This window comes from Brachybacterium sp. J144, assembly GCF_036321705.1.
In the GTDB taxonomy this organism is placed as follows: Bacteria; Actinomycetota; Actinomycetes; order Actinomycetales; family Dermabacteraceae; genus Brachybacterium.
This window is the reverse complement of the sequence record NZ_JAZDCG010000007.1, coordinates 1-19,473: the sequence shown is the minus strand read 5'-3', so window position 1 is coordinate 19,473 and position 19,473 is coordinate 1. Positions and strand designations below refer to the sequence as shown.

At 72.2% G+C, this 19,473-nt stretch carries 16 protein-coding genes; 14 read left to right on the top strand and 2 right to left on the bottom strand.

Annotation, left to right across the window (positions count from 1 at the left end; all coding sequences use genetic code 11):
• Positions 1 to 303: 303 nt before the first annotated feature.
• From V1260_RS04325 to V1260_RS04260, 14 genes are all read left to right on the top strand, one after another.
• Complete coding sequence (locus tag V1260_RS04325) at positions 304 to 1,638, top strand: ABC transporter substrate-binding protein (protein ID WP_329745567.1); 1,335 nt, start codon at positions 304 to 306, stop codon at positions 1,636 to 1,638.
• The gene (locus V1260_RS04320) at positions 1,635 to 2,519 is read left to right on the top strand and encodes a carbohydrate ABC transporter permease (RefSeq protein ID WP_329745566.1); all 885 of its coding nucleotides are present in this window, start codon (positions 1,635 to 1,637) and stop codon (positions 2,517 to 2,519) included. The genes V1260_RS04325 and V1260_RS04320 overlap by 4 nt, the downstream gene beginning before the upstream one ends.
• A complete protein-coding gene (locus V1260_RS04315) occupies positions 2,516 to 3,445 on the top strand; it encodes a carbohydrate ABC transporter permease (protein WP_329745565.1) in 930 nt (309 codons plus the stop codon). The genes V1260_RS04320 and V1260_RS04315 overlap by 4 nt, the downstream gene beginning before the upstream one ends.
• Positions 3,446 to 3,641: 196 nt before the next feature.
• Positions 3,642 to 4,982, top strand: coding sequence for a serpin family protein (locus V1260_RS04310; RefSeq protein ID WP_329745564.1), 1,341 nt, complete (start codon positions 3,642 to 3,644; stop codon positions 4,980 to 4,982).
• A complete protein-coding gene (locus V1260_RS04305) occupies positions 4,979 to 6,133 on the top strand; it encodes a serpin family protein (protein WP_329745563.1) in 1,155 nt (384 codons plus the stop codon). The genes V1260_RS04310 and V1260_RS04305 overlap by 4 nt, the downstream gene beginning before the upstream one ends.
• Before the next feature lie 57 nt (positions 6,134 to 6,190).
• Positions 6,191 to 8,200: a beta-galactosidase gene (locus tag V1260_RS04300; RefSeq protein ID WP_329745562.1), complete on the top strand. Its 2,010-nt coding sequence runs from the start codon at positions 6,191 to 6,193 to the stop codon at positions 8,198 to 8,200.
• A gap of 107 nt (positions 8,201 to 8,307) precedes the next feature.
• Complete coding sequence (locus V1260_RS04295; protein WP_329745561.1) at positions 8,308 to 9,273, top strand: hypothetical protein; 966 nt, start codon at positions 8,308 to 8,310, stop codon at positions 9,271 to 9,273.
• Positions 9,237 to 9,872 (top strand): ABC transporter ATP-binding protein, encoded by a 636-nt coding sequence (locus tag V1260_RS04290; RefSeq protein WP_329745560.1) that lies wholly within the window; start codon positions 9,237 to 9,239, stop codon positions 9,870 to 9,872. The genes V1260_RS04295 and V1260_RS04290 overlap by 37 nt, the downstream gene beginning before the upstream one ends.
• 117 nt (positions 9,873 to 9,989) lie before the next feature.
• Positions 9,990 to 11,918 (top strand): glycoside hydrolase family 35 protein, encoded by a 1,929-nt coding sequence (locus V1260_RS04285; protein WP_329745559.1) that lies wholly within the window; start codon positions 9,990 to 9,992, stop codon positions 11,916 to 11,918.
• A 5-nt stretch (positions 11,919 to 11,923) separates the two neighbouring features.
• Positions 11,924 to 13,105, top strand: a complete 1,182-nt coding sequence (locus tag V1260_RS04280) for a Gfo/Idh/MocA family protein (RefSeq protein ID WP_329745558.1) — start codon at positions 11,924 to 11,926, stop codon at positions 13,103 to 13,105.
• 124 nt (positions 13,106 to 13,229) lie between these two features.
• Entirely contained in the window at positions 13,230 to 14,954 is a 1,725-nt protein-coding gene (gene dld, locus V1260_RS04275) for a D-lactate dehydrogenase (RefSeq protein WP_329745557.1), read from the top strand.
• 130 nt (positions 14,955 to 15,084) lie between these two features.
• Positions 15,085 to 15,270 carry a hypothetical protein gene (locus tag V1260_RS04270; RefSeq protein WP_329745556.1) on the top strand — a complete coding sequence of 62 codons (186 nt, stop codon included), beginning with the start codon at positions 15,085 to 15,087 and terminating at the stop codon, positions 15,268 to 15,270.
• A 151-nt stretch (positions 15,271 to 15,421) separates the two neighbouring features.
• Entirely contained in the window at positions 15,422 to 16,690 is a 1,269-nt protein-coding gene (locus V1260_RS04265; RefSeq protein ID WP_329745555.1) for a sensor histidine kinase, read from the top strand.
• Positions 16,691 to 17,090: 400 nt separating this feature from the next.
• Complete coding sequence (locus tag V1260_RS04260; protein ID WP_329745554.1) at positions 17,091 to 18,017, top strand: helix-turn-helix domain-containing protein; 927 nt, start codon at positions 17,091 to 17,093, stop codon at positions 18,015 to 18,017.
• Between the two features lie 36 nt (positions 18,018 to 18,053).
• Here the strand turns inward: V1260_RS04260 and V1260_RS04255 are convergent, their stop codons facing one another.
• Together V1260_RS04255 and V1260_RS04250 are read right to left on the bottom strand one after the other, a co-directional pair.
• On the bottom strand, positions 18,054 to 19,010 hold the full coding sequence (locus tag V1260_RS04255; protein ID WP_329745553.1) for a permease prefix domain 1-containing protein: 957 nt from the start codon (positions 19,008 to 19,010) through the stop codon (positions 18,054 to 18,056).
• A 1-nt stretch (position 19,011) separates the two neighbouring features.
• On the bottom strand, positions 19,012 to 19,350 hold the full coding sequence (locus V1260_RS04250; RefSeq protein WP_329745552.1) for a PadR family transcriptional regulator: 339 nt from the start codon (positions 19,348 to 19,350) through the stop codon (positions 19,012 to 19,014).
• Positions 19,351 to 19,473: the final 123 nt, after the last annotated feature.

Sequence of the window (19,473 nt, the reverse complement as noted above, 5' to 3'; positions counted from 1 at the left end):
CGGCGGGTCACGCTACCACCGGGCGAGGAGCCGCGTGCGGCATCTTCCCTCAAGGTCCGGACAGATGCTCCGCCGTGTGGTATCGGCGCGCCGGTCGGTGGGCGGACGGGCAGGGTGGTCGGCCGACGGGCCCGGACCGTGCGCGGGCATCCGTTCCAGCCCGACCGCCCCGCCTCGACGTGGCTCGGCTCACGTCGACGGGAACGTTCACGTGGAAAATAGTGCCCCGTCACTTTTCTCGGTTAGGCTCGCGGCGCTCGGAGACGAGACACGACTCGATGATGAGGAACGACAAGGAGAGCGATGAGGCAACGACTGTCGCGGCGCTCGGCGCTGGTGGGGACCGGAGCGGCGCTCGCCGCCGGGCTCGCCGCCTGCGCCCCGCCCAACAACGGCACGGTGAACGCCGAGCCCACCATCCCCGCCGCGGACGGCAAGGTCACCGTGACCTACTGGGCGTGGCTGAAGGACCTGCAGAAGGTCGCCGACGTGTTCAACGCGTCGCAGGACCGGATCACGGTCGAGGCCACCTGGATCCCCGGTGGCAACTCGGGCGGCTACGCCAAGATCCTCTCCGCGGTCGCCGCGGGCGGCGGCCCCGACATCGCCCAGGTCGAGCTGCGCCAGATCCCCGAGTTCGCCCTCGCCGGCGCGCTCGTGGACCTCACCCGCTACGGCTTCGGCGACCAGGAGTCGCTGTTCGACCCGGGCGCGATCAGCCAGGTCAAGGTGGGCGACTCCTTCTGGGGCGTCCCGCAGGACACCGGCCCCGTCGCGACCTTCTACAACCGTGAGGTCCTCGAGGGGGAGCTGGGCCTGACCGTGCCCGCCACCTGGGACGACTTCCGCGAGGTGGCCGGTTCCGTGAAGGAGGCCGGCAAGAACCTCATCAGCCTCGACCCCTCCGACGGCTCGCACCCCATCGCCTGGGTCATGCAGTCCGGCGCGGTGTGGTTCCGCCCCGAGGGCGACGGCTGGATCGTCGACATGACCGACGACGCCTCGATGCGCGTGGCGGAGTTCTGGGACGGCATCTTCGCCGACGGGATCGTCGGCACCGGCTACGGCTCCTACACCACGCCCTGGTACGCGGCGGCCGGTGACGGCAACGTGCTCGCCTCGATCTCGGGCTCCTGGTCCGACGCCCTGAACGCCACCGTCCCCGGCGGCGAGGGCAAGTGGGCGGTCGCCCCGATGCCGACCTGGCCCGACGGCTACGCCTCCGGCGGCCACGGCGGCTCCTCCGCCGCGATCCTGTCGAACGCGAAGCACCCCGCCGAGGCGCTCGAGTTCCTCACCTGGATGTGCACCGACCCCGCGGGGATCGACGCGATGATCCAGTACTCCGGCATCGGCTGGTCCCCGGCCGCGGACTACATCGGCGAGAGCCGCATGCAGCCCTCGGAGTTCTTCTCCGGCCAGAACTACAACGAGGAGGTCATCGTCCCGATGGCCGCCGGCCAGAACCTCGACTGGACCTGGGCGCCGCTCATGCAGCGCGCACAGGCGATCATCGGGGACGGCATGACGAGGGCCGTCAGCGGCGAGGTGCCGCTGGCGGACATGTTCGCCGACGCGCAGACGGAGATCGTCGACATCATGCGCACCATCGGCCTGAACGCGGAGGAGGCACGATGAAGGCGAAGTCCGCTCCCTGGGTGCTGATGGCGCCCTTCCTGGTCCTGTTCGTCGTGACCATGGTCGTGCCGATCATCATGGCGATCGGGTACTCCTTCACCCGTGTCGAGCGCTCCGGCCTCCTCGGTGAAGCGGGCGTGACCAGCGTGTTCGCCGGTCTCGACAACTACATCGCGGCGCTGTCGAACGTCAACTTCATCGCCTCGCTGGGCCGCATGGTGCTCTTCGGCGCGGTGCAGGTGACGGTCATGATCGTCGCCGCCACGATCCTCGCTCTGCTCCTCGAGAGCGCCTCGGCGAAGTGGCCCGGCTTCTTCCGGGCGACCTACTTCCTGCCCTACGGCATCCCCGGCGTGATCGCGACGATCCTGTGGTCCTTCCTCTACATCCCGGGCCTCAGCCCGATCGTGGACACCCTCGCTATCGTCGGCATCGACGTCGACTTCCTCGCCCCGAGCATGGTGCTGTGGTCGATCGCGAACATCGTCACCTGGACCTACACGGGCTACAACATGCTCATCATCATCGCCCAGCTCAAGGCGATCCCCGGTGAGCTCTACGAGGCGGCCAAGCTCGACGGCGCCTCCTCGCTGCGGGTCGCGCTGTCGATCCAGCTGCCGCTGATCCGTCCCGCGCTCATGCTCACGATCATCTTCTCGATCATCGGCACCCTGCAGCTCTTCGCCGAGCCGCGGCTGCTGCAGACCATGAGCTCCGGCATCACCTCGGAGTACACCCCGAACATGTCCGCCTACGCCTTCGCCTTCCAGTACAACGACATCGGCATGGCGGCCGCGCAGGCCGTCATCATCGCGGTCTCTGCCTTCGTGCTGTCCGCCGTGGCGCTCGGCATCTCGAACTGGACGGAGAAGCGTCGATGACCACCACGCAGACCCACAGGGCCAAGGCGTCGGGCGCGCCCCGCCGCGCCGCCGACGACTCCCGCTCCGGCTCCCGCGACGCGGGCCGTCGGCCCACCACCACGATCCTGGTCACCGCGATCCTGGCGATCGTCGCGATCTACTTCCTGGTGCCCGTTTACTGGGTGGTCGTCAACGCCACCAAGTCCACCGAGGACCTCTTCGGCACGAGCGGCTTCTGGTTCGGCTCGACCTTCCAGCTGTTCGAGAACCTCGGCGCCGTGCTCAGCGCGAACGGCGGTATCTTCCCCCGCTGGGCGCTGAACTCGCTGCTCTACTCGGGCGTCGGCTCGCTGCTCGCGACCTACTTCGCGGTCGCCGCGGGCTATGCGCTGGCGAAGTACCGCTTCCGGGGGCGCTCCCTGGTCTACGGCTTCGTGCTGGGCGGCGTGCTGGTGCCGGGCACCGCGGTGGCGCTGCCGCTGTTCTTCCTGTTCAGCTCGGTGGGCCTGACCAACACCTACTGGTCGGTGCTGATCCCGTCGCTCGTGAGCCCCTTCGGACTGTTCCTCGCCTCGATCTACGCGAGCGCGGCGGTGCCGGACGAGATGCTCGAGGCCGGCCGGCTCGACGGCGTCAGCGAGATCGGGCTCTTCCACCGGCTGGCCCTGCCGCAGCTGACCCCGGCGGTCGTGACCATCGTGCTTTTCCAGTTCGTCGCGATCTGGAACAACTACTTCCTGCCCCTGGTGATGCTGGCCGACGAGCGGCTCTACCCGATCACCCTGGGCCTGGACAACTGGCGCGCGCAGACGGACCGTCTGCCGGAGTTCTACCAGCTCACCGTGGGCGGCGCGCTGCTCTCGGTGATCCCGCTGGCGATCCTCATCCTGGTGCTGCAGCGCTTCTGGCGCGGCGGCCTCACCGAGGGCTCCGTCAAGGGCTGAGCGCCGGGGGCGGGGCCGGCCTGCCCGGCCCGCCCCGCCTTGGGCCCACCCCTCCCCGCGGGGTCATGGTCAGGCGCTGGCGTCCTGCGTGCCGGTACGCCATATATGGCGTAGTGCGACGCAGGGCGCCAGTTCCTGACCATCGCGGGCTCGGGAGATGCTTGCGCGGGGCCCGATCGGGGGCTTCGATGGGGGAATGGTCGAGCCCCGCGACGCCGCTGACACCTCCCGCCGCACCCTGCTCGCCGCCGCGGCGGGGCTGCCCCTCGCCGGCCTCGGCCTCTCGGCCTGCGGCACGGACCTGCTCCCCATCGGGGGAGGCGACGAGCCGGACCTCGCCGCCGAGCTGCCGCGGCGCGAGCCCGGGCCGGCCGAGGGTGCGGGGGAGAAGGTCGTGCCCTTCACCGCACGGATGCTCGCCCTCATCGACCGCGAGGAGGTCAACGCGGTCTGCTCCCCGCTCTCGGCACAGACCGCCCTGACCATGGCGGCCCTCGGTGCGGCGGGGGCCACCCGCGCGCAGATGGAAGAAGCGCTCAGCGGCACCGTCGAGGAGCTCGCCGAGACCGCCAACACCCTCTCCGCGGTGCTCGCCGCCGTCGGGGACCGGGCCCGGGAGGAGGACGATCCCGACTTGCCCGAGCCCGCCGTCGCCTCCCTCGTCAACTCCACCTGGCTGCAGGAGGGCTTCGAGGTCGAGCAGCTCTACCTCGACGCCCTCGCGCAATGGTTCGGCAGCGGCGTCTTCGAGGTCGATTACATCGACCCCGGCGCCCGTGAGGCGGGCCGCGAGCGGATCAACGACTGGGTGCTCGAGCAGACCAACGACCTCATCGAGGAGCTGATCCCTCCGGACGCGCTCTCCGAGGACACCCGCCTCGTGCTGGTCAACGCCCTGCACCTCAAGGCCTCCTGGCCCGCCCCGCTCCAGAAGACCGGCGGCACCTTCACCACCTCGGGCGGCGAGCAGGTCTCGGCCGAGATGCTCCGCGGCAGCGTCTCGGCCTGGTACGAGGACGCGCTGTGCCAGGCGACCGCGCTCGCGGCGGCTGGCGGCGAACTGGCCCTCGCGCTGGTGCTGCCCGTCGGCAGCCCCGCGGAGGTGCTCGACGCCTGGGCGGAGTCGGCCGACGAACCGGCCGCGGGGCTCGGCGCGCTGCTCGCGGGGCTCGAGAACGCGCAGGAGACGGTCGACGTGACCGTGCCGGCCATCGACATCGACTGGGACTCCTCCCTCGTCGACCTGCTGCGGGAGCTCGGCATGGCGGATGCCTTCACCGACATCGCAGACTTCTCCGGGATCAGCACCGCCGAGAAGCTGCTGATCAGCGACGTGATCCAGAAGGCCGTGCTGACGATCGACGAGAACGGCATGGAGGCCGCTGCGGCCACCGCTGTCGTCATGGAAGCCGGGTCCGCGCCGCTCGAGCCGGAGGAGCTGGTGCTGGACCGGCCCTTCCTCGTCGTCGCCTACGAGCGCACCACCCTCGCCCCGCTGGTCGCAGGCTGGATCGGCGACCCGACGCAGACCCGATGAGTGCGCCCGTCCCACCGACCGCCGACGATCCCGCCGCCTCCGCCGCCGCGTTCACCGCGCGGCTGCTCCCGCTGCTGGCGCCGGCGGAGCAGGACCCGACAGAGCAGAATCTGGTCTGCTCACCGGTCTCGGCGCGGATCGCCCTCACCCCGCTCGCGCTCGGTGCGCGGGGGGAGACCCTCGACCAGCTCGAGACGGCCCTCGGCGCCGATGCGGAGTCGCTCGCCGCGCAGGCCGTGGCGCTGCGCGAGGCTCTCGAGCGCGTCGAGCCCCCGGCGCACGCGGCGCTCGTGGACGCCTTCTGGCTGCAGTCGGGGGTCCACCTCGAGGGGCGTTTCCGGGACCGTCTGGTGCACGAGCTGCGGGTCCGGCCGGGCAGTGCGGACTTCACCCGCGCCGAGGGGCGGGCGCGGGCGCGGGACGAGATCAACGCCCTGGTCGAGGAGGCGACCGACGGGCTGATCACCGATCTCGTCGGCCCGGACGGCCTCTCCCCGCACCTGCTCCTCGTGCTCGTCGACGCCCTGCACGTGCGCGCCCCCTGGACGGCGCCCCTCACCCGCACCCGGGGCGGGTTCACCACGGCCCGCGGCGAGCGGGTGGAGACGGACCTGCTCACCGGGACCGGAGCGGGCTGGTCCGAGGGGGAGCTGTGGGAGGCGAGCAGCCTGCGGACCGTGGGCGGCGCGCTCTCCCTCGTGCTCGTGCGTCCGCGCACCGGACCGGAGGAGCTCCTCGCGGCCTGGGCCGCGGACCCGGCGGCGCTCGTCGGCCTGCTCGCGGAGCTCCGCACCCCGCGCGAGGCCGTGCGCCTGAGCGTGCCGCCGCTCGACCTGCGCTGGTCCGGCGACCTCACGGGAGCGCTCGCGGGCCTCGGCGCCGGAGCCGTGCTCCGGCCCGGGGCGGACCTCTCCGGCATCGCCGAGGATCCGCGCCTGCACCTCTCCCTCGTGCTCCAGCAGGCGGTGCTGCGCGTGGACGAGGAGGGGATGGAGGCGGCCGCCGCGACCCTCGTCGCCGCACGCACCGCGGCCGCGGTCCCGAGCCGGACCCTCGCGCTCGACGTCCCCTTCCTCGCGCTCGTCGTCGAGACCGGGACCGGAACCCCGCTGGTGGTCGCGCGGATCGGCGACCCCACCGCGGCCGCCTAGACTGCAGGTAAGGGCTTGCCGAGCCCCTGGTGGACGATCGGATCCGATGGAGGAGACATGAGCGAGCAGCGACCCTGGCCCCTCGGAGTGCAGGGCCTCGCCTACGGAGGCGACTACAACCCCGAGCAGTGGCCCGAGGAGGTCCGGCTCGAGGACGTGGAGCTGATGCGCGAGGCGGGCGTGAACCTGGTGAGCGTCGCGATCTTCGCGTGGGCCACGCTCGAGCCGCGCGAGGGAGAGTACGAGTTCGCCTGGCTCGATGAGGTCATGGACCGCCTCGGAGAAGCCGGCGTCCAGGTCGCGCTCGCGACGGCGACCGCCTCCCCGCCGCCGTGGCTGACCCGCGCGCATCCCGAGATCCTGCCCGTCACGGCGGAGGGCACGGTGCTCAGCCCCGGCGGCCGCCAGGCCTACGCGGTCTCCTCCCCGCTCTACCGGGAGTACGCGCTGCGCATGACCCGCCTGCTCGCCGAGCGCTACGCCGAGCATCCTGCGCTCGCGCTCTGGCACGTGGACAACGAGCTCGGCTGCCACGTCCCGCACGACTTCTCCGAGCATGCCGCCGTCGCCTTCCGCACCTGGCTCGAGGCCCGTTACGGCACGATCGAGGAGTTGAACCGGGCCTGGGGCACCGCCTTCTGGTCCCAGCGCTACGACGACTTCGCCGAGATCCTGCCGCCGCGCGCGGCGCCCACGTACCCCAACCCCACGCAGCAGCTGGACTTCGCCCGCTTCTCGAGCGACGAGCTGCTGACCCACTACCGGGCCCTGCGGGACGTGCTGCGGGAGGTCACCCCGCACGTCCCGGTGACCACCAACCTGATGCTGTCCTCGGCGACGAAATGGATGGACTACTTCTCGTGGGCGGGGGACCTCGACCTGGTCGCCAACGACCACTACCTGATCTCCGCCGATGCGCGCGGCCAGATCGAGCTGGCCTTCGCCGCGGACCTCTCCCGCGGCGTCGCGGGCGGCGACCCGTGGATCCTCATGGAGCACTCCACCTCGGCCGTGAACTGGCAGAGCCGCAACCGGTCCAAGCGCCGCGGCGAGATGCTGCGCAACTCCCTCTCGCACGTCGCGCGCGGCGCCGACGGGGTCATGTTCTTCCAGTGGCGGCAGTCCCGGGCCGGCGCCGAGAAGTTCCACTCGGCGATGGTGCCGCACGCCGGGCGGGACTCGGAGGTGTGGCGCGGCACCGTGGGCCTCGGGCGCGTGCTGCAGGCCCTCGCCCCGGTGCGGGGCAGCCGCGTGCTGAACCGGGTGGCGCTGGTCATGGACTACCCCTCGTGGTGGGCGAGCGAGCTGGACTCCCATCCCACCCAGGCCCTGTCCTATCCCGGGGAGCTGCTGCGCTGGTACACGGCGCTGTGGGACCTGGGGCTCGGGGTCGACCTGGTGCCTGTCGGCGGCGATCTCGACGGGTACGACCTGATCATCGCGCCGACGCTGTACACGGTCCGCGACGAGGACGCCGAGCGGCTCGCCGCCGCCGCGCGCGAGGGTGCCCAGGTGGTGATCACCTTCTTCTCCGGCATCGTCGACGAGAACGACCAGGTGCGGCTCGGCGGCTACCCCGGCGCCTTCCGCGAGCTGCTGGGCGTGCGCACCGAGGAGTTCGACCCGCTGCTCGAGGACGAGGTGCGCCATCTCGACGACGGCTCGAGCGCGGATCTGTGGAGCGAGCGCACCCACCTCGAGGGCGCCCGCGCGGTGCGCACCTGGGCCGACGGGCCGTTGCACGGCTGGCCCGCCGTGACCCGCCACGAGGTGGGGGAGGGAGCCGCCTGGTATGTCGCCGCCCGCCCCTCCGTCGCGGGCCTCGAGGCCCTGCTCGAGGAGATCGCGGCGGCCGCCGGTGTCGAGCCGGCCGTCCCGGGCCTGCACCGGGACGTCGAGGCGGTGCGCCGCTTCGCCGAGGACGGCACCACCTATCTCTTCGTGCTCAATCATTCCGACCGCGACCAGGTGGTCCAGGTCGACGGTCGCGACCTGCTCACCGGGCACACGGCCGACGGCGCCTTCACGGTCCCCGCGGGCGGGGTGGCGGTGATCGAGGAGTCCTGAGCCCCCGCTCCCCGACATCCCCCCGGCCCCGGGCATCCCCCGCTCCCGGTCATCCCCTCGCCTCGGTCCCCGGTGTGTGAAAGCTTTGACCGAGGGGGATCTTCGCGGTGGGCATCTGGAGCATCCGGCAGGCGTGGGGCGCCGCACCGCGGAAGGTCGCGGTCGCCGCGGTCCTGAGCCTGCTGCTCGCCGCGGTGCCCTCGCTGCAGGTCGTGCTGATGGCCGCCTTCGTCGGCGCGCTTTCCGGGGCCGATGGTTTCGACGACGTCGCCGCGCCCTTCGCGGGGCTGGTGCTGCTGATCGCCTTCACCGGACCGCTCGAGGCGATCGTCGGCACCCTCCAGTGGCGGGTCGTGGACCTCATCGGCCTGCACGCGAAGCAGCAGGTCGCCGCGACGCTCGCGACGCTCGCGCCTACCGAGCTCGCCCATCCCGCCGCCTCCGCGGAGATCGAGGCGGGCAACAAGGCGGCGGAGGACGAGATCCCGTACCTGTTCCCCTTCGTGCTCAGCCTCCTGCGCGACCTGCTCTCGGTGCTCGGCGTGTTCGTCACCCTCGCCACCATGAGCCCCCTTGCGGCGGTGTGCGTCCTGGTCGCGCTGGTGCCGATGCTGTTCGCCTCGCAGCGCATCACCCGTATCGACGCGAAGATGTGGGACGACGTCGGGAAGCTCTACTGGCGCTCCCGCTACCTCCACCAGCACCTCGTCACGACCGCGCCGTCGATCGAGCTGACCGCCCTCGGGGCGACCGGGAAGGTCTCGACGAAGGTCGCGGACACCGTCGGCCGGATCACCGACCGCAAGGCGCAGACCTATGCGCCGATCCTCGCGTGGCGGCTCTCCGCGGGGGTCGCGACCTCGATCCTGCTGGCCGGAGCGCTCGCCGCCCTGATCGTCGGGGTGCACTACGGGCCGGCGGCCGCCGGAGGGGTGTACGGCGTGATGGCCGCGATGGGCGCCGTCGGTTCCCTGGGGTCGAACCGGCGCTCGTGGGCCTGGACCTGCGGGTCGACCGTGGTCGGATCGTCGCGCTCGTGGGCGTCAACGGCGCCGGCAAGACGACGGCGGTGAGCGCGATCGTCGGCACGCTCGACCCGCAGCAGGGCGGCATCACCATCGACGGCCGCACTCGGTCGGACATGCCCTTCCAGGAATGGGTGGGCCACTTCGGCCTGCTCACGCAGGAGTTCGGGCGCTACGAGCTGACGGTGCGGGAGTCGCTGCTGCTGGGCACCCCGCGCGACGACGTCACCGACGAGGAGCTGTGGGCGGCGCTCGAGGCCGCGAACGCGGCGACCATGGTCCGGGGCTTCGGCGGCGGCCTGGACCAGCAGCTCGGCTCGCAGTGGGAGGGCGGCGTGGGCCTCTCGGGCGGGCAGTGGCAGCGGCTTTCGCTGGCCCGCATCCATCTGCGCCATGCCCCGATCTGGATCCTCGACGAGCCCACCAGCGCGATCGACGCCGAGGCCGAGCAGGACATCTTCCGCGAGCTGCAGCGCACGAGGGCCCAGCGGATCACCATCGTGGTCTCGCACCGGGCGTGGACCCTGCGCGGCATGGACGAGATCCTGGTGATCGACGAGGGACGCGTCGTCGAGCGCGGCCGCTACGACGAGCTGCTCGCGACCGGCGGCCGCTTCGCCGAGATCTTCGCCGAGCAGGCCGGCTGAGCCCCTCGGCCCCGTTCGCGCAGGCGGCCGAGCCGGCGGACCGGACCCCGTTCGCGTCGGCCGCCCCCGGCTGACACACTGGCGCAAACCGATTCACCGCCGAGAGGATCGCCGACGATGCCCGCTGCCCTGACCCCCACCCCCGACGGATTCCTCCGCCACGGGGAGCCGCACCTGCTGATCTCCGGGGCGCTGCACTACTTCCGGGTCCACCCCGGGCAGTGGCGCGACCGGCTGCGTCGCCTCGTCGCCCTCGGCTGCAATACGGTCGAGACCTATGTGGCCTGGAACGTGCACCAGCCGTCGCCGGGGGAGACCACCTTCGAGGGCTTCGCGGACCTGGGCCTCTTCCTCGACGTGGCGCGCGAGGAGGGGCTCGACGCGATCGTGCGACCGGGCCCGTACATCTGCGCGGAGTGGGAGAACGGCGGCTTCCCCGGCTGGCTACTCGCCGACCGCAACCTGCGCCTGCGCCACCGCGACCCCCGCTATCTCGCGGCGGTCGACTCCTGGTTCGACGCGCTGATCCCCGTGATCGCAGAGCGCCAGACGACGCGCGGCGGGAACGTGGTGATGGTGCAGGTCGAGAACGAGTACGGCAGCTACGGCGACGACCGCGCCTATCTCGCGCACCTGCGCGACGGGCTGATCGCCCGCGGTATCGAGGAACTCCTGGTCACCTCCGACGGCCCGGCTCGCAGGTGGCTGACCGGCGGTACCGTCGACGGGGCGCTCGCGACCGTCAACTTCGGCTCCCGCGCCCTCGACGTGCTCGAGATGGCGCGCGAGGAGCTGCCCGATCAGCCGCAGATGTGCATGGAGTTCTGGAACGGCTGGTTCGACCACTGGGGCGAGGAGCACCACGAGCGCACCGGGGAGTCCGCGGCCGACGAGCTCGCCGACATGCTCGGGGCCGGGATGAGCGTCAACTTCTACATGGCGCACGGCGGCACGAACTTCGGCCTGCGCGCGGGCGCGAACCACGACGACGGCCTGCAGCCCACCACCACGAGCTACGACTACGACGCCCCGATCTCCGAGAACGGTGCGCTGACCGAGAAGTTCCGCGCCTTCCGCGAGGTCATCGCCCGCCACCGCGAGCTGCCCCCGCTCGACGAGCACCTCGCGCAGCTGGGTCTGGCGGCTGAGCCCGCTACCCTCCCGGCCCGCGAGCTCCCGCTCGAGCGGGTCCTCCCGCTGCGCGGCACCGAGCTCTTCACCTGCACCGCGGCCGTGCACCCGGTCCCGCCCGCCTTCGAGGACCTCGGGCTGGAACGGGGTCTGCTGCGGCTCTCGCGCGAGATCGAGATCGCCGCGGAAGAGCACGAGGGCCGCCGAGTGATCTCCCCGCTGAAGCTCTACGACCTGCACGATCGCGCGTGGGTGTGGGTCGACGGGGTGCCCCTCGGCGCCGTGGGCGTGGACGGCAGCGGACATGCCGAGACCGATCCCGCGACCGTCGAGCTGACCCCGTTCGCGGACCGCCTCCTGCCCGACGGCGGCCGTCGCACCGTGCGCGTCGAGATCCTCGTGGAGAACCTGGGCCGCGTGAACTTCGGGCCCCGCCTCGGGGAGCGCAAGGGCATCCTCGGCGGCGTCTGGCAGACGATCCGCTTCCTGAACGACTGGGAGGCCGACCCGTGGCCGCTCGAGGAGATGGGCGGCGAGTTCGCCCGGCTGCTCGCGGCCGACGGGCTCGCGGCCGACGGAGCGGGGGCCGACGAGGCGGGGGCCGACGGGCTCGCGGGCCCCGAGGCTCCGCCCGTCCTCGTCGGCTCCTCCGTCGAGGTCGAGACCCCGGAGGACACCTTCCTCGACGTGTCGGGCGCCGGGCACGGCGTCGCGTACGTCAACGGCTTCTGCGTGGGCCGCTACTGGTCGATCGGCCCGCAGCAGAGCCTCTACGTCCCCGCCCCGCTGCTGCGCGCCGGCCGCAACGAAGTGCTGCTGCTGGACCTCGAACGTCGGCCGACGCGCCTCGCGCTCGCCGAGTCGCACCATTTCGAACGTGCCGCCCATACCCACCCCACCACCAAGGAGAGCTGATCACCGTGACCCCGACCCCTGACCTGCGCATTGGCGTGATCGGCATGGGTGCCCGCTCCGATCTCGCATCCCATGCCCACCGCCCCGGCGAGGGCTTCCGCGTCACCGTCGTCGCCGACCCCGCCGAGCGCGGCCGTGACCTCGCCCGCGAGCGCTTCGGACCGGAGGTCTCGACCGTGGCGAGCGTGGACGAGCTCCTCGCCGAGCACGAGGTCGACGCGGTGATGATCCTCGCGCCCGACTTCGCGCACGCGGGCATCGCGCAGCAGACCCTCGGCGCGGGCCTGCCCACCTTCTGCGAGAAGCCGATGGCGATCGGCGTCGAGGACGCCGACGCGATGCTCGCGCTCGCCAAGGAGAAGCGGGCCCGTCTCTACATCGGCCACAACATGCGGCACATGCCGGTCGTGCGGCAGATGAAGGCGATCATCGACTCGGGCCGGATCGGGCGGGTGCGCGCGATCTGGTGCCGCCACTTCGTGGGCGCCGGCGGCGACTTCTACTTCAAGGACTGGCACGCCGAGCGGGCGAAGGCCACGAGCCTGCTGCTGCAGAAGGGCGCGCACGACATCGACGTCATCCACTGGCTCGCGGGCGGCTACACCCGTCGCGTCTCCGGCATCGGCGACCTCGCCGTCTACGGCGACATCACGGATCGCCGCGACAACTCCGATCGCCGCATGTGGGACTGGTACGACGCGGACATCTGGCCGCCCACGGCGCAGCGGGAGCTGAACCCGGTCGTCGACGTCGAGGACATCTCGATGCTGCAGATGCGGCTCGACAACGGCGTCCTCGCCTCCTACCAGCAGTGCCACTTCACCCCGGACTACTGGCGGAACTACACGGTGATCGGGGACGCGGGCCGGATCGAGAACATGGGCGACGGCGCGGGAGACCAGATCCATCTCTGGCTCTCGCGGCACTCGGGCCCGGGCCGGCCCGACGAGGTCGAGGTGATCGCCCGGGCCGACGGCGGCCACGGCGGCGCCGATCCGAGCCTCGTCGCGGAGTTCCTGCGCTTCGCCCGCTCGGGCGGAGCCACCGACGTGTCGGTCATCGCGGCCCGCGAGGCGGTGGCGACGGGCGTGCTCGGCGCCGAGTCGATCCGCGACGGCGGGGAGCCGCGGGACGTGCCGCCGGTGGCGTCCGAGCTCCGCGCCTACTTCGACGGCGGCCAGGCCTGACCCGGCCCGCCCGTCGATGCGGGACCTGCGCAACTGGCTACCCTGGCGGCGGGCCGAGGACGGCCCGGAGTGCCCCGGGCGCGCCCCGGAGCTCGACCCCACGGAGGCGAAGGAGCAGTCGACCATGCGGACACCGCCCACCCGCGCACGGCAGACACCGGGAGCGGCGGAGGCGATCGATGCCTTCGCCCGGATCATGGGGCGGAAGCACGTGCTCACCGCGCCGCGTGCCACGGCCCCGTACACCACGGGCGACAGGTTCGGCTCCGGGGAGGTCCTGGCCGTGCTGCGGCCTGGGTCGCTGGTGGACATGTGGCGTGCCCTGCAGGTGTGCGTGGACCACGACCTCATCGTCATCCCGCAGGCCGCGAACACCGGCCTGACCGGCGGCTCCGGCCCCGGCGCCCCCGACGGGGAGAGGGACGTCGTCATCCTCTCCACCTTGCGGATCGACGCGATCCATCTCCTGCACGACGCGCGCGAGGCCGTCAGCCTCGCCGGCGCCACCCTCTACTCCCTCGAGGAGACGCTCGCCGCGCACGGCCGCGAGCCGCACTCCGTCATCGGCTCCACCTCGATCGGCGCGACCGTGGTGGGCGGCATCGCCAACAACTCCGGCGGCTCCCAGATCCGCAAGGGCCCCGCCTACACCGAGCAGGCGATCTACGCCCGGGTCGACGAGGACGGCACGATCCAGCTGGTCAACCACCTGGGCATCGACCTCGGCACCGACCCCACCCACATCCTGGATCGGCTGGAGCGCGGGGACTGGTCCGCCGCCGACGTCTCCCCGCCGCCCCCGGACGGCACCGGCACCGACTACGCCGAGCACGTGCGCGAGCTCGCCCCCACCCCTGCCCGCTTCAACGCCGACCCGACCTTCCTCCACGAGGCCTCGGGCTGCGCCGGCAAGCTCCTCGTCTTCGCCGTCCGCACGCGCACCTTCCCGCTCGAGCAGGACAAGGCCACCTTCTACATCGGCACCGACCGCCCCGCCGACCTCGAGGCGCTGCGCCGCCGATTCCTCGCGGCTGACGGCCCCCTGCCGATCTCCGGCGAGTACCTCAGCGCCCATGCCTTCGACCTCGCGTCCGAGTACGGCAAGGACACCTACGTCTCGCTGAAGCACGCCGGCTCCGCCGCGCTGGTGCGCATGTTCGCGCTGAAGAGCTGGGCCAACGGGGTCCTCGCGAAGCTGCCGGGCACCGGGCCGTCGGCCGCCGACGCGATCTCCCAGCGCCTGTTCTCCCTGGTCCCCGCGAGGATCCCGGCCCGCCTGCTCGGCTACCGCGACCGCTTCGCCCACCACCTGATCCTGGTCGTCAGCGGCAGCGAGCGCGCGGCGACCGAGCAGCTGCTGAAGGGATTCTTCGCCGAAGACGGACAGGAGGGCGACTTCTTCGCCTGCGACGCCGAGGAGGCGCAGAGCGCGACCCTGATCCGCTTCGGCGTCGCGAGCGCCGCGAGCCGCTACTACGTCATGCACCGCGAGGAGGCTTCCGCGATGGTCACCTTCGACGTCGCCCTGCGCCGCGACGACGAGGACTGGCTGGAGGTGCTGCCCGAGGAGATCGCGGACCAGCTGCTGCAGAGTGTCTACTTCGGCCACTTCTTCTGCCACGTGCTGCACCAGGACCACGTGGCGAGGAAGGGCGTGGACCCCTTCGCGCTGAAGAAGCGGATGACCCGCCTGCTGGAGGAGCGCGGCGCCGCCGTCCCCGCCGAGCACAACTTCGGCCGGATCTATCCGGCCCCGGCGGGGACGGTCGAGCACTACCGTCGGCTGGACCCGTGGAACATGTTCAACGCCGGCGTGGGGGAGACGTCGGTGCGGAAAGGATGGGGGTGACGGACCCGGACGGTGAGCGCTGCCGGGTGGTCCACCCGGGACGCCGCACCTCGCAGGGGCGGGGGTGGAACCGAGCGGGTGTCGGTGAGAGGGTGGAGGCCCGGAAGGCCCCATCTCAGGAGGTTCGGCCATGAGCAGCACCCCGATGTACCACCCCGACGACGACGAGACCAGTCCCCTCCCGGAGGACCAGGGCATCGCCCAGCCCGGCAGCGGAGCCGCCGAGGAGGACCCGTCGCGGTCCTCCGAGGACAGCGACTCCTCGGGCACCGATCACGACGAGCGCTCCGACGACGGCGACTCGCCGCTGGTCTGAGACCCGCCGCTGTGAGCGATCGCTATCGCTCACAGCGGCGCGCCCGTCCCGCGTCGGCGAGGCGAGCCGGGCGGCACGAGGCGCACGATCCCCGTTACCATGAATCGTCAGGACCAGGGGACGTGCAGGGGGACGTGTGGGCGCCGACGACATGGAGTCATATCGCGGAACGGACGGTCGTTCGGGCACCGCGGTGCTCGTCTCCGAGGAGGCGAGGCAGCGCTGGCTGCACGCCTACGGACTTCCCCACGGCCATGCCCACGATCGGCTGCCCGGCGCGGGTGCGGAGCAGACCTGGACGACGTCCACCCCGCGCCTGAACCGCCTGGCGCGGATGGCGGCCGCGGTCGCCGAGGTGCCGTTCGCGGTCGTCAACGTCATCACCGCGGACGAGCAGCACCAGATCGCCGCGTTCGGCGTGGACCCCTCCGTGTGCTCGCGCGAGGACTCGATGTGCGCGAAGGTGTTCCTCGACGACCACCCCGCCGTGGTCCCGGACGCGTCCCGGGACCCGCGCTTCCGCGACAACCCCTTCGTGACCGGCGTCATCGCGGACGTGCGCGGCTACGTCTCGGTCCCTCTCCACGCGGAGGTGCCGCTGGGGTCGCTGTGCGTGTTCTCCTCCGCCCCCGCGACGATCACCCCGGACCAGCTGGTGCTCCTGGAGAACCTGGCGGAGAACGTCATCGACGTCCTCGAGCTCGAACGCCGCGACCGGCAGCTCGACGCCTCCCTGGCCGAAGCCGCCGCCACCGCGGAGCGGCTGGAGGACTTCGCCCGCCAGGTCAGCCACGACCTGCGCACGCCCTTGACGTCGCTGCTGGGCTTCCTGGAGCTCGCCCAGGAGGCCGATCACGAGGCGCAGGCGCCGGAGCTCCTGCGCCGGGCCGACGGGGCGGGGCGGCGGATGCTCGACTCGCTCCGCGACCTGCTCGACCACGCCGTGAGCGGGAGCCACCTCGAGAGCGGCCCGGTAGACCTCGGCGCACTGGTGCATCGGGTGCAGGACGACGTCGCCGACCTCGCCGCCCGCACCGGCGCCACCATCGAGTGTGCCGGCGGGATCGTCCGCGGCGATGAGTCGCACCTGCGCTCGCTGGTGCAGAACCTCGTGGTCAACGCCCTCAAGTACTGCCCCGCTGACCGTGCGCCGCGCGTGCGCATCACCGCCGTCGACGCCGACGGTCACAGCGGCATCCTGGTCGAGGACAACGGCGCGGGCATCCCTCCCGCCGACCGCGACCGGCTGCTCAGGGACGGGGGACGCCTGCGGCGCAGCGGCGAGCCTCCGGGGACCGGGCTCGGGCTGGGTATCTGCCGCCACATCGCCGAGGCCCACGGCGGCAGGATCGTCCTCGTGGACACGGCGCTCGGCGGCCTCGGCGTGCGCGCCAGCTGGCCGGTCGGCGCGGCGGGGTAGCGCCGGGGACGAGGCGTGAGAGTAGGGGCACGGGTGGCCTCGACCCAGCCCCCATCTCCCCGTCGGGAACCGCCGGGGTGCCGACTACCGTCCGGAGAACTCTCCCCGCCACGCCCGCGCCCGGGGCGATGAGCGTGTCTCGCCAGCGGCTGGGCCAGTCCTATCGGGCGCTGGACCGGTTCTCCGGGATACGGATGGCGACGCCGCAGGGCTGGCGCTCGCGCCGGATCCGCACGGCAAGGGCCGGCGAGGTGCAGGCCGACCATCAGCCCGGTGCGACCGACGACGAGCGCCTCCACGCCGTAGTCGGCCTGGCGGGGTGCGGCTTTCTGGCGCCCGTCCCCGACGGATGCCCTGACAGGGACTCCTCCGCTGCGCTCCGCGGATCTACGCTGGGGCGATGGACAACAGGATCGATGTGCGCGAGTTCCTCATGACGCGCCGCGCGAAGGTCACCCCGCAGCAGGCCGGCCTCCCCGTCGGCCCCGGCCGCCGCGTGCCCGGCCTGCGCCGCAGCGAGGTCGCGATGCTCGCCGGGGTCAGCGTCGAGTACTACGCGAAGCTCGAGCGGGGGGCGATCGCCGGCGCCTCCGCCTCGGTGCTCGACGCGGTCGCGACCGCCCTGCAGCTGGATGCGACCGAGCGCGCGCACCTCTTCGACCTCGCGAGCGCGGCCGACGGCGTCCCGACGGACCGCCGCCTGCGTCGGCGGCACGGTGTCGAGACCGGTCCCGTGCGGCCCGGCCTGCAGTGGACGCTCGATGCCCAGACCGACGCGGTCGCCTTCGTGCGCGACCGCTACCGGAACGTCCGGGCGATGAACGCCCTGGCCCGCGCCTTCTACGCGCCGCTGCTCGCGACCGTCCCCGAGGGTGGCGTGCCCAACCTGCTGCGCTTCCAGTTCCTCGAGGACGGCTCCGAGCAGCTCTACCCCGAGTGGGACCGCTTCGCGCAGATGGCCGTGGCCAGCCTGCGCGTCGAGGTGGGGCGCGCCCCGCACGACCCGGTCCTGCAGCAGCTCGTCGCAGAGCTGAGCGAGGGTTCCGCGCTGTTCCGCCGGCTGTGGGGCGCGCACGACGTGCTCACCCACGGGGCGGGCACCAAGCATTTCCGTCATCCCGTGGTCGGGGACGTCACCGTCGCTTACGAGGAGCTCGCGATCACGGCCGAGCCCGATCTGGTGATGATCGTGTACACCGCGGAGCCGGCCTCCACCTCACAGGAGCGGCTGCGCGTGCTCGCGAGCTGGGCCGCTTCCCAGCCGGAGGCGGGGGCCGGCGCGCCCGCCGCCGACCCGCGCACGACGGGGGCCGCGCAGGAGGGCTGACCTCCCGCGCGGCCCCGTCGGCCCCGCGTCCGGTGCTCAGACGCGCCGGGCGCGCAGCGCCTTGCGCCAGCCGTCGGCCACGTCGAGCGCGCAGCTGATCGCGATGCCCGCGGCGAGCAGCACCGCGAGGATCCGCGGCGTGTCCCCGCCGACGCCGTTGTCCGTGAGCACCAGGCGGACGAGCTCGGGGTTGATCAGCTCGCCGCGGGCGATGAGCGTGAGCGCCCAGGAGAGGAAGACCAGCGAGAGCGCCGTGTTGACCACCGCGAAGGGGGTGGTCCAGGCCCCGCGCCGATGGACCATGACGGTGAGGGCCACCTCGAGCACAACGACGCCCAGCAGTACTGCGATCCACCCCGGCCACAGGCTCGGAGCCAGGACCGACACCGCGTGGTCGTCGAGCTGCACGAAGGGGTCGGCGAGGTCCCAGAGCACCGCCCCGATCACCAGCACGCCCACCACGATCGAGGCGATGAGGTCCGAGAGCGGCAGGTCGGGACCGCGCTCCTCGGGGAGGTCCTCGAGGGTCCACTCCTCGCCGGTCTCCGCGTCGGTGCGCTCAAGGATCGCGAACACCAGGGTGACCCAGAAGGCGACGTGGACCGCGGCGGTGAGCGCGACCGAGATCGACTGGCCGATCACGGTGCCGACAGGGGCCTCGGAGAGCACCTGGGCGAGGGCGACACCGACGAGCGCGCAGGCCGGGACGATGCTCTCGAGCAGGATCAGCAGACGGCGCCAGGTCAGGTAGTGCCGCGGTCCGATCAGCTGCAGCCGGAGGTCCGCGAAGCCCGCGGCGAGACGGGCCGGATCGCCGAGGTCGGTGAGGACCGCGCGCTCGGCGGCCCCGCGCTCCTCGCCCTGCTCGATCCGGCTCTCGATCGCGTCGGCGATCGAGGTCCCGAGCTCGGCGCGGACGTCCTCGCGGGAGGCGGCGGGCAGGGAGGAGACGGTCGCGGCGATGTAGCGCTGGGTGAGGTCGATGGCGGTCATGTCACTTCTCCTTCGCGGAGGTGGGGAGGGAGTCGATGGCCGCGGTGAGCGCGGACCACTCGGTCATCAGGAGCTCGGCGAGAGCCGAGCCCTCGGGGGAGGTGCGGTAGACCTTGCGCGGCCGCGCCTCCTCGGTGTTCCACTCGCTCGTGAGGTGTCCCTGCTTCTCGAGGCGTCGCAGCAGCGGGTAGAGGGTGTTGGCGTCGGTGTCGAAGCCGTGTCGCTCGAGGTCCTGGAGCAGGCCGTAGCCGTACCCGGGCTCGCGCAGGAGATGGAGGCACGCGAGCACGACCGTGCCGCGGCGCAGCTCCTGCAGGTGGAGATCCGACTGTTCGCTCATGTAACGCACCATAGTGTGTGTCGCACAGTGTTGTCTATGGGGCAGTCTCAACACCCGTAAACGGGCGTGGGGGGGGGGGGAGGAGGGAGGAAGTAGATGCAATTCAAGCAGGGTAGGGCGGAG